Origin of the sequence: Variovorax sp. DXTD-1, from assembly GCF_003984625.1 — a bacterium.
GTDB lineage: Bacteria > Pseudomonadota > Gammaproteobacteria > Burkholderiales > Burkholderiaceae_C > Variovorax.
Map to the genome: position 1 here is coordinate 1 of NZ_RWKH01000025.1, position 9,426 is coordinate 9,426.

Consider the following 9,426-nt stretch of genomic DNA (forward strand, 5'->3'; position numbering starts at 1 on the left):
AATCGCAGCCGTCAGCGTGGTCTTGCCGTGGTCAACGTGACCGATCGTGCCCACGTTCACGTGCGGCTTGGTGCGGGTGAATTTACCTTTTGCCATTTTTCGACTCCGAAAAAAACGATTTCAACGTATGCAGATGGGTTGCAAACCTGCCGTTGCAACCCCCCAAAAACTGGTGCCCTTTGCGGGAATCGGACCCGCGACCTCTCCCTTACCAAGGGAGTGCTCTACCACTGAGCCAAAAGGGCTTTGTCTAACCAATCGCTTCCGGCGTCGAACCGGGTCTCTGGAGCGGGAGACGGGAATCGAACCCGCGTCATCAGCTTGGAAGGCTGGGGTTCTACCATTGAACTACTCCCGCATTCGGGGGCACTCAAAGGCACCCAAAGCGCTAGATCCAATCGCTCTTAGAAACCAAATTCATCGCTGGTGGAGAGGGCTGGATTCGAACCAGCGTACTCGTAAGAGGGCAGATTTACAGTCTGCTGCCATTAACCACTCGGCCACCTCTCCGGCGAACCTCGAAATATAGCACGGTTTTGTGACTTCACAGAACCTCCAGCACCAATAAGACGCGGGAACTGCACGAGGCGAACTGGCGGGAATTATCCGCGAAATCAGCCGCCCTGCTGGCGCGCCTCCCTCCAGGCACGCGCTTCGCCGAAATGCCCGCAGCCGATGAAGGGCACCGGCGGGCGCATCGCGGAAAGCGGCGAGGGGTGGTTCGACATCAACACCTTGTGGCGGTTGATGTCGATCAACGCGCGCTTGCTTTGCGCATGCGAGCCCCACAGCATAAAAACAACAGGTTTTGCGCCGTCTGATACATGCCGGATGACTGCATCGGTCAGCACTTCCCAACCGCGCCCTGAATGGCTGGCCGGCTGCCCCTCCTCCACCGTGAGGCAGGTGTTGAGCAGCAGCACCCCGTGGGTCGCCCACTTCACCAGGCTGCCGCCGGGGTTGGGAAACGGCGGCGGGGGCGTTCCGAGGTCGCGCTGAAGCTCCTTGAAGATGTTGCGCAGCGACGGCGGCAGTGCCACCCCGGGCGCCACCGAAAAGGCCAGCCCCTCCGCCTGGCCTCGTCCGTGGTACGGGTCCTGGCCCAGAATCACCACGCGCACGTCTTCGGGCGGCGTCAGCTCCAGTGCCCGCAGCGGCTGGGGCGGAAAGACCACGGCACCAGCGTCGAGGCGCTCGCGCAAGAAGCCCAGCAGCTTCTGCCCCACGGCGCCGCCGAAGAACCCGTCGACCAGCGGCTGCCAGCCCGGCGCCACCGGCCAGTCGGCAGGATCGCTGCTCGACAACTGATCGGGCCGGCTCATCTGAACAATGCGGCGAGAGCCTCGCCCGGCTCCTTGGCGCGCATGAACGCTTCGCCGACCAGGAAGGCGTGAACGCCGGCCGCGCGCAAGGTGGCGACGTCTTCACGCGTGGCAATGCCCGACTCCGTTACGGCGAGCCGATCGGCCGGCAACCGCGGCAGCAGGTCGATGGTGGCCTGGATCGAGACCTCGAAGTTGCGCAGGTTGCGGTTGTTCACGCCGATGAGCGGCGTCTTGAGCTTGAGCGCGCGGTCGAGCTCGGCCGCATCGTGCACTTCGACCAGCACCGCCATGCCCAGCCCGCGCGCGATGGCTTCGTAGTCCTTCATCTGCGCATCGTCGAGGCAGGCCGCAATCAAGAGAATGGCGTCGGCGCCCATCGCGCGCGATTCATAGACCTGGTAGGGGTCGACGATGAAATCCTTGCGCAGCACCGGCAAGTCGCAAGAGGCACGCGCCTGCTTGAGGTAGTCGACGCCGCCCTGGAAAAACTGCTTGTCGGTCAGCACCGAAAGACACGCCGCGCTGATTTCGCCATCGCCCTCCGCATAGCTCTGCGCAATGTCGGCCGGAATGAAGTCTTCGCGCAGCACGCCCTTGCTCGGGCTCGCCTTCTTGACCTCGGCAATCACCGCGGCCTGCCCGGCGGTGATCTTGGCGCGCAGGGCGCCCTCGAAATCACGCGTCAGCACGCGGCTCTCGGCGTCGAACCGCACGGCTTCGAGCGGGCTTTTCTTCTGCGCCGCGGCAATTTCCTGCCGCTTGACCGCAATGATCTTGTCGAGGATGTCGGACATGTTCTGTATTCGTCTTTAGCGGTTGTTCAAACCGTTGTGGAAGCCTTGACCAGTTCGGCCAGCTTGTTCCGCGCTGCGCCCGAGGCCACGGCTTCGCGCGCGCGCTCGATGCCGGCGGCCATCGAATCGGCCACGTTGGCGGCATACAGGGCCGCGCCTGCGTTCAGCAGCACGATGTCGAGCGCCGGGCCGGCCTGATTGTCGAGCACCCCCAGCAGCATGGCCTTCGACTGCTCGGGCGTTTCCACGCGCAGCGTGCGGTTGCTCGACATGGCAAAGCCGAAGTCTTCAGGATGCAGTTCGTACTCGCGAATTTCGCCGTCCTTGAGTTCGCCCACCATGGTTGCAGCGCCGAGTGAAATTTCGTCCATGCCGTCGCGTCCGTACACCACCAGGGCGTGCTCGGTGCCGAGCCGCTGCAGCGCGCGCACCTGAATGCCCACCAGGTCGGGGTGGAACACGCCCATCAGGATGTTCGGCGCGCCCGCCGGATTGGTCAGCGGCCCCAGGATGTTGAAGATCGTCTTGATGCCGAGCTCCTTGCGCACCGGCGCCACGTTCTTCATGGCCGGATGGTGGTTGGGCGCGAACATGAAGCCGATACCCACCTCTTCGATGGAGCGCGCAATCTGCTCCGGCTGCAGGTTGATGTTCACGCCGAGCGATTCCAGCACGTCGGCGCTGCCCGACTTGCTCGACACGCTGCGCCCGCCATGCTTGCTCACCTTGGCGCCGGCCGCGGCCGCCACGAACATCGAGCACGTCGAGATGTTGAAGGTGTGCGAGCCGTCGCCGCCCGTGCCGACGATGTCGACCAGGTGCGTGGTGTCCTTCACCGGCACCTTGGTGGAGACCTCGCGCATCACCTGCGCCGCGGCCGTGATCTCGCCGATGGTTTCCTTCTTGACGCGCAGGCCCGTGATCAGCGCCGCCATCATCACCGGCGAGCACTCGCCGCTCATGATGAGCCGCACGATGTGCAGCATTTCGTCGTGGAACACCTCGCGGTGCTCGATGGTGCGCTGCAGCGCTTCCTGGGGGGTGATCATGAAGAGTCTCCTCGGTGTTTTCAGGGGCCGACGCGGCCGGCCGGCGCGTCCGTGAATGCAAGCTTGAGGCCGAAGCCGATGAACAGCACGCCTGCCGCGCGATCGAGCCAGTGCATGCCCTTCTGGACGGCGCTTCTGCGCGCCATCCAGCCCGCGAATGCGGCCCATCCCACGACGATGGGAATGGAGTTGAGATTGAACAGCACGCCCAGCAGGACGAAGTAGAGGCTCTTGTTGTCGGCGTCGGGTGCGATGAACTGCGGCACGAAGGCCAGGAAGAACAAGGCCACCTTGGGGTTCAGCACATTGGTCCAGAAGCCGCCCAGAAAGACGTCCTTGAGCCCGCGCTCACCGGATGCCGTAGCAACCTCTTGCAGATCGGAAGAAGGCTTCGCGCGCGACAGCACCATGCGCACGCCAAGGTACAGCAGGTAAGCCGCGCCCACGTACTTGAGCACCGTGAAGGCGGCTGCCGAGGTGGCCAGCAGCGTGCCGACGCCGACCGCCGCCGCAAAGATATGGACGAAGCAGCCGGTGAGAACGCCAAACCCACCCACGATGCCGGCGCGCACGCCCGAGCGCAGCGAATTCGTCACGATGTAGAGCACATCCGGCCCCGGCGTCAGGTTCAGCAGCCAGCCTGCGGCAATGAAAGCGAGCAGATGCGGAAGATCGGGCATCGCGGGCTCCTTGGTTCCCTGGTGTCAGGCGTTGAAGAAGCCGCGGATGGCGGCAACCGCGCGATCCACGCCCGCCGCATCCACGTCGAGATGCGTCACGAAGCGCAGCCGATAGAGCCCGGTCGCAAGAATGCCCTGCTGGTTGAGGTGCGCCAGCAGTTCCGAAGAACGCGCCTGCGCCGCCCCCGTCAGGTCGACGAAAACGATGTTGGTGTGCGGCGCCTCGACCTTCAGGCCTTCGATGCCTTCAAGCCCCTGCGCCAGGCGCTGCGCGAGCGCGTGGTCATCGGCCAGCCGGTCGACGTGGTGGTCGAGCGCGTGCGATGCCGCCGCCGCAAGCAGGCCTGCCTGCCGCATGCCGCCGCCCGCCATCTTGCGGATGCGATGCGCCCGCGCAATGAACTCGCGCGACCCCACCAGCGCCGAGCCGATCGGCGCGCCCAGGCCCTTGCTGAAGCAGACCGACACGCTGTCGAAGCACTGGGCAATGCGGCGGGCTTCGGCCCGTATGTCGCTGCGCTTGTTCAGCGCGGCCTGCGCCGTTGCCGCATTGAAAAGACGCGCACCGTCCAAATGCCGCTGCAACCCCTTGCTCTTCGCAAGATCGGTCGCCGCCTGAACGTAGTCGAAGGGCAGCAGCTTGCCGCCCAGCGTGTTCTCCAGCGCCAGCAGCTTCGTGCGCGCGAAGTGCGCGTCGTCGGGCTTGATGGCGGCTTCGATCTGCGCCAGCGGCAGCGTGCCGTCGGGCGCATGGTCGAGCGGCTGCGGCTGCACGCTGCCGAACACCGCGGCGCCGCCGCCCTCCCACCGATAGCAGTGCGCCTGCTGGCCGACGATGTATTCGTCACCCCGCCCGCAGTGCGAAAGAATGGCGCACAGGTTGCTCTGCGTGCCGGTCGGCACGAACAGCGCCGCCTCGAAGCCCAGCAGCGCCGCGATCTTTTCCTGCAGCGCATTCATGCTCGGATCGGTGCCGAACACGTCGTCGCCGAGCGGCGCCGCCATCATGGCCTCGCGCATTGCCGGGGTGGGTTGGGTGACGGTGTCGCTGCGCAGGTCGACGATGGAGGAGCGGTCGGTCATGGCGGTCAGTCCAAAAAGTTCTTGAGCATGGCGTGGCCGTGCTCGGTGAGGATCGATTCAGGATGGAACTGCACGCCTTCGATGCGCACGTCATGCGCAAACCCGGTGTGCCGCACGCCCATGATCTCGCCGTCGTCGGTCCATGCGGTAATCGCCAATTCCTTCGGGCAGCTCTCGCGCTCGATGGAAAGCGAGTGGTACCGGTTGACGACGAACTTCTCGGGCAGCCCCGCAAACACGCCCTCTTGCGTGGTCGTGATCTCGCTGGTCTTGCCGTGCATGAGTTGCTGCGCGCGGATGATCTTGCCGCCGAAGGCCGCGCCGATGGCCTGGTGCCCGAGGCACACACCCAGAATCGGCAGCTTGCCCGCAAAGGCCTCGATGGCCGCCACCGAGACGCCCGCTTCCGCCGGCGAGCAAGGCCCCGGCGACACCACGAGGCGCGTGACGCCCGAGGCGATCAGCTCGCCGATCTGCGCCACGGTGATCTCGTCGTTGCGGTGCACCTGCACATCCGCACCCAGCTCGCCAAAGTACTGGACGATGTTGTAGGTGAACGAATCGTAGTTGTCGATCATCAGCAGTTTCATGGCTTGCTCACAATCCGGTGCACGCCCTTGACGACAGGGAACACGTTGAAGTTGATCAGAAGGCCCAGCTTGAGGCCCGAGAGACGCAGCGCGGCAAGCACCTGCGCGCGGTGCAGGTCGGTCAGCACGTCGACCGCCTTGAGCTCCACGATGACCGACTGCTCGACCACGAAGCCCGCGCGGTACACCTCGCCGAGCGAACGGCCCTTGTAGCTGGCCGACAGCGCCACGTCGCGCGTGAAGCCGATCTCGCGCTCGGCGAGTTCGATGGCCAATGCCGCGGCATAGGCGTCTTCACTCAGGCCCGTGCCGAGCACGCGCTGAACCTCGACGGCAGCGCCGATGATCTCGTGCGAAAAATCGTTCTGAATATCGGATGCGTTGCTCATTCCAGGCCTTCCTCGACCAGTTCGGCGGCGCGCAGCAGTGCGCGCGCCTTGGCTTCAGTTTCTTTCCATTCCAGCTCGGGCACCGAGTCGGCGACCACGCCGGCCGCAGCCTGCACGTGCAGCATCTGGTCCTTCACGATGCCCGTGCGAATGGCAATGGCCACGTCCATGTCGCCCGCGTAGCTGATGTAGCCGCACGCGCCGCCGTAGAGGCCGCGCTTGGTGGGCTCCAGCTGGTCGATGAGCTCCATCGCATGCACCTTGGGGGCACCAGTCAGCGTGCCCGCCGGGAACGTGGCCTTGAGCACGTCGATCGCGGTCATGCCGTCCTTCAGCGTGCCCTCGACATTGCTCACGATGTGCATCACGTGGCTGTAGCGCTCCACCGCAAACGCCTCGGTCACCTTCACGGTGCCGGTCTTGGCGATGCGGCCAATGTCGTTGCGCGCAAGGTCGATCAGCATCACGTGCTCGGCGCGCTCCTTCGGATCGTTGATGAGCTCTTCCTCGGCCGCCTTGTCGAGCTCCAGCGAAGCGCCACGCGGCCGTGTACCGGCCAGCGGGCGGATGGTGATCTTCTGCTCGCCCTCGCCCGTGTTCTCCTGGCGCACCAGGATCTCGGGCGAAGCGCCCACCACGTGGAAGTCGCCCAGATGGTAGTAGTACATGTACGGCGACGGATTGAGCGAGCGCAGCGCGCGGTACAGCGACAGCGGCGACTCGGTGTACCGCTTGCTGATGCGCTGCCCCACCTGCACCTGCATGAAGTCGCCGGCGGCAATCATGTCCTTGGCGCGCTCCACGGCGGCCAGGTAGTCGGCCTTGGCAAAGCTGCGCTCGGGCGGATGCGGCTGCGTGGGCTTCACGATCGGCGCGCTCACCGAATACTTGAGCTTTTCCTTCAGTTCGCGCAGGCGGCGCTTGCCTGCCGCATAGGCCTCGGGCTGCTTCGGATCGGCATAGACGATCAAATACAGCTTGCCCGACAGGTTGTCGATGACAGCGAGCTCTTCGCATTGCAGCAGCAGGATGTCGGGGCAGCCCAGCGTATCGGGCGGGCAGCTTTTTTCGAGCTTGCGCTCGATGTGGCGCACCGTGTCGTAACCGAAGTAGCCCGCAAGGCCGCCGCAGAAGCGCGGAAGTCCCGGCCGCAGCGCCACTTTGAAGCGCTTCTGGTATTCGGCGATGAAATCCAGCGGATTGCCCGCGGCGGTTTCGACCACCTGCCCGTCGGTCACCACCTCGGTCACGGCCTCCGCGCCAAAACCGCTGGCGCGCAGCAGCGTGCGTGCGGGCAGCCCGATGAAGCTGTAGCGCCCGAAGCGCTCGCCGCCCACCACCGATTCGAGCAAAAAGCTGTGCTTGCCGCCGCCCTGCGAGTGGGCCAGCTTGAGATAGAGGGAAAGCGGTGTCTCGAGGTCGGCAAAGGCCTCGGCCATCAGCGGAATGCGGTTGTAGCCCTGGGCGCTGAGGCTCTTGAATTCAAGTTCGGTGATCACGGATTCGTTCTCCAATTGCCTCGCGGCGCTTCTTGGCCGGTGGCAAGGTCATTCACTGGTGGTCCGGCGTCAGCAGCGATCCGGTACCGCGGGCGCACGGCGTGCGCCGTGCAATCAAACAGTCAGCGATGTATGGCTACGCCAGGGCCAGGCTCCCCGGCTGCCTTGACCTGTTTGAATGATGTGATGAACGAACATGGAGCGTGGAGTTTAGCCCACGAAAACGCCGCCGCGTGCAGCGGCCGCCTTCAGGGTTCCCCCGAAGGTTGGAAGTAAAACGAAAAGATACATTCGAACGATCGTTCGCAAATCGAGGAGTTCCACTTGCCCGCCTTTTCACTCTCGCCCCTGCTCTCCCGCCTTGCCCTGCTGGCCTGCGCCGCCACCGCACTCGGCGCATCGGCCGCGCAGGTCGACGTTGCCGGCGTCAAGCTGAACGACACCCTCGACCTGCGCGGCAGCCCCCTGCAGCTCAACGGCGCGGGCGTGCGCTACAAGGCCGTGTTCAAGGTGTACACCGCCGGCCTCTACGTGGGAAAGAAAGTCTCCACGCCGGAAGAAGCGCTGGCGACGCCGGGTCCCAAGCGCGTGGCCATCACGATGCTGCGCGACATCGAGGCCAATGAACTCGGCAAGCTCTTCACGAAGGGCGTGGAAGAGAACTCGCCCAAGAGCGAGATGGTCAATCTCATTCCGGGGCTGCTGCGCATGGGCCAGATGTTCGCCGACCAGAAGCAGCTGAAGGCCGGCGACACCTTCACCATCGACTGGCTGCCCGGAACCGGCACGCTGATTACCGTGCGCGGCGTGCCGCAGCCCGATCCGATCAAGGAGCAGGCGTTCTTCAACGCGCTGCTGCGCATCTGGCTCGGCCCCGTACCGGCGGACTGGAAACTCAAGGACGCGCTGCTCGGAAAGCAATAGCCCGCCAACCAGGCCGCTCCCGCCGCGCGTTTTCTCAGGCCCTCGTGCGGCCCAGCTCGGCCAGCGAATCCAGGAAGCCATCGGCGTCCACGCCGCGCACCGGTTCGCCATGGTTGTAGCCGTAGGTCACCAGCACCACCGGGCATCCAGCGGCACGCGCGGCCCTGGCGTCGTTGCTCGAGTCGCCGATCATCAGCGTGCGCGCGGGATCGGTGCCCAGCGCCTCGCAGGTCTTCAAGAGCGGCAGCGGGTCCGGTTTCTTGCGGGCAAAGGCATCGCCGCCGAATGCAAATTCGAAGAATCCGTCGAGCCCCTTCGCGGCCAGCAACGGCTTCGCGAACGACGTCGGCTTGTTGGTGAGGCACGCCAGGCGCAGGCCACGCGCCCGCAGCGCCTTCAGGCCTTCGGCCACGCCCGGGTACACCGCCGAGTGCTGCCCGTTGATGGCCAGGTAGTGATGCTGGTAGCGCTCCCACGCCCGATCGAAAAGCGCCTGCGCCCCTGCGTGCAGCGCATCACCGTTGGCAGCACGAGCCGCGCCATCGCCGGACGCCAGCACATGCGCGAGCGCGGAAAGGATCAGATGCTCCGAACCCTTGCCCACCATCTTTTCGATGGCGGCCGCCGGCACCGGCGGCAGCGAAAGATCGTCGAGCATGTAGTTCAGCGACACCGCGAAATCGCCGAGCGTGTCGACCATGGTGCCGTCGAGATCGACGATGGCGGCATCGAAGCGAGCGAAGTCGAAGCTGGGAGGGTTCACAACTGCAAATCAAGGAAGGTTGGGGAATTGCCGCTCCCCATGGGGCTGAAAGCAGCCGGCCCGGCCATTTTCGTTCATCCGATTGCAAGCATCGAATGCAAATTTAATACCTAACTACTACTCTCCTTGATTGGCGAGTGTTTGCACGCGATTCGCACGATTACCTGACTTCCGAGTCATGGGCAAAGCCCGACGCCTCCCGTTGGAGTGGGAATATTTCACAAATGCGTTGCTTTTTTGAGGCTCGACTTCAACCCAGGCAAAGTTGTTTTCTTGTTTGTTAACAATACCTTGGCATCACCGACACGGATCGCGTTACAAAAAACTGGT

General features: G+C 64.5%; 11 protein-coding genes and 3 tRNA genes. 1 reads left to right on the plus strand and 13 read right to left on the minus strand.

What is annotated here, in order from left to right:
- The 12 genes from EJI00_RS21105 to trpE form a co-directional block, all read right to left on the minus strand.
- On the minus strand, positions 1 to 96 hold a 96-nt coding region (locus EJI00_RS21105), incomplete at its 3' end, for a GTP-binding protein (RefSeq protein ID WP_260590808.1).
- 74 nt (positions 97 to 170) lie between these two features.
- Positions 171 to 245 (minus strand) — tRNA-Thr (locus EJI00_RS21110).
- A gap of 39 nt (positions 246 to 284) precedes the next feature.
- Positions 285 to 358 (minus strand) — tRNA-Gly (locus EJI00_RS21115).
- A 66-nt stretch (positions 359 to 424) separates the two neighbouring features.
- Positions 425 to 510, minus strand: a tRNA-Tyr gene (locus EJI00_RS21120).
- 104 nt (positions 511 to 614) lie between these two features.
- Positions 615 to 1,322, minus strand: a complete 708-nt coding sequence (locus tag EJI00_RS21125) for a uracil-DNA glycosylase (RefSeq protein ID WP_126749443.1) — start codon at positions 1,320 to 1,322, stop codon at positions 615 to 617.
- Entirely contained in the window at positions 1,319 to 2,119 is an 801-nt protein-coding gene (gene trpC / locus EJI00_RS21130; RefSeq protein ID WP_126749444.1) for an indole-3-glycerol phosphate synthase TrpC, read from the minus strand. The genes EJI00_RS21125 and trpC overlap by 4 nt, the downstream gene beginning before the upstream one ends.
- 26 nt (positions 2,120 to 2,145) lie before the next feature.
- Positions 2,146 to 3,168, minus strand: coding sequence for an anthranilate phosphoribosyltransferase (gene trpD / locus EJI00_RS21135; RefSeq protein ID WP_126749445.1), 1,023 nt, complete (start codon positions 3,166 to 3,168; stop codon positions 2,146 to 2,148).
- Positions 3,169 to 3,188: 20 nt separating this feature from the next.
- Positions 3,189 to 3,848, minus strand: a complete 660-nt coding sequence (locus tag EJI00_RS21140; protein ID WP_126749446.1) for a LysE family translocator — start codon at positions 3,846 to 3,848, stop codon at positions 3,189 to 3,191.
- A gap of 24 nt (positions 3,849 to 3,872) precedes the next feature.
- A complete protein-coding gene (gene ltaE, locus EJI00_RS21145; RefSeq protein WP_126749447.1) occupies positions 3,873 to 4,931 on the minus strand; it encodes a low-specificity L-threonine aldolase in 1,059 nt (352 codons plus the stop codon).
- A gap of 5 nt (positions 4,932 to 4,936) precedes the next feature.
- A complete protein-coding gene (locus EJI00_RS21150) occupies positions 4,937 to 5,521 on the minus strand; it encodes an aminodeoxychorismate/anthranilate synthase component II (protein WP_126749448.1) in 585 nt (194 codons plus the stop codon).
- Positions 5,518 to 5,910 carry a GxxExxY protein gene (locus tag EJI00_RS21155; RefSeq protein WP_126749449.1) on the minus strand — a complete coding sequence of 131 codons (393 nt, stop codon included), beginning with the start codon at positions 5,908 to 5,910 and terminating at the stop codon, positions 5,518 to 5,520. The genes EJI00_RS21150 and EJI00_RS21155 overlap by 4 nt, the downstream gene beginning before the upstream one ends.
- A complete protein-coding gene (gene trpE, locus EJI00_RS21160) occupies positions 5,907 to 7,409 on the minus strand; it encodes an anthranilate synthase component I (protein ID WP_126749450.1) in 1,503 nt (500 codons plus the stop codon). The genes EJI00_RS21155 and trpE overlap by 4 nt, the downstream gene beginning before the upstream one ends.
- A 324-nt stretch (positions 7,410 to 7,733) precedes the next feature.
- On the opposite strand from trpE, the gene EJI00_RS21165 reads away from it, so the two are divergent.
- The gene (locus EJI00_RS21165; protein ID WP_126749451.1) at positions 7,734 to 8,333 is read left to right on the plus strand and encodes a chalcone isomerase family protein; all 600 of its coding nucleotides are present in this window, start codon (positions 7,734 to 7,736) and stop codon (positions 8,331 to 8,333) included.
- 34 nt (positions 8,334 to 8,367) lie between these two features.
- Here the strand turns inward: EJI00_RS21165 and EJI00_RS21170 are convergent, their stop codons facing one another.
- On the minus strand, positions 8,368 to 9,033 hold the full coding sequence (locus EJI00_RS21170; protein ID WP_409514038.1) for an HAD family hydrolase: 666 nt from the start codon (positions 9,031 to 9,033) through the stop codon (positions 8,368 to 8,370).
- Between the last annotated feature and the right edge of the window lie 393 nt (positions 9,034 to 9,426).

Bases quoted from the DNA above. Each gene is read 5' to 3' on its own strand.
- EJI00_RS21155 (WP_126749449.1), bottom strand. From the start codon at position 5,910: ATGAGCAACGCATCCGATATTCAGAACGATTTTTCGCACGAGATCATC.
- ltaE (WP_126749447.1), bottom strand. From the start codon at position 4,931: ATGACCGACCGCTCCTCCATCGTCGACCTGCGCAGCGACACCGTCACC.
- trpD (WP_126749445.1), bottom strand. From the start codon at position 3,168: ATGATCACCCCCCAGGAAGCGCTGCAGCGCACCATCGAGCACCGCGAG.
- EJI00_RS21140 (WP_126749446.1), bottom strand. From the start codon at position 3,848: ATGCCCGATCTTCCGCATCTGCTCGCTTTCATTGCCGCAGGCTGGCTG.
- EJI00_RS21170 (WP_409514038.1), bottom strand. From the start codon at position 9,033: ATGGTCGACACGCTCGGCGATTTCGCGGTGTCGCTGAACTACATGCTC.
- trpC (WP_126749444.1), bottom strand. From the start codon at position 2,119: ATGTCCGACATCCTCGACAAGATCATTGCGGTCAAGCGGCAGGAAATT.
- EJI00_RS21125 (WP_126749443.1), bottom strand. From the start codon at position 1,322: ATGAGCCGGCCCGATCAGTTGTCGAGCAGCGATCCTGCCGACTGGCCG.
- EJI00_RS21150 (WP_126749448.1), bottom strand. From the start codon at position 5,521: ATGAAACTGCTGATGATCGACAACTACGATTCGTTCACCTACAACATC.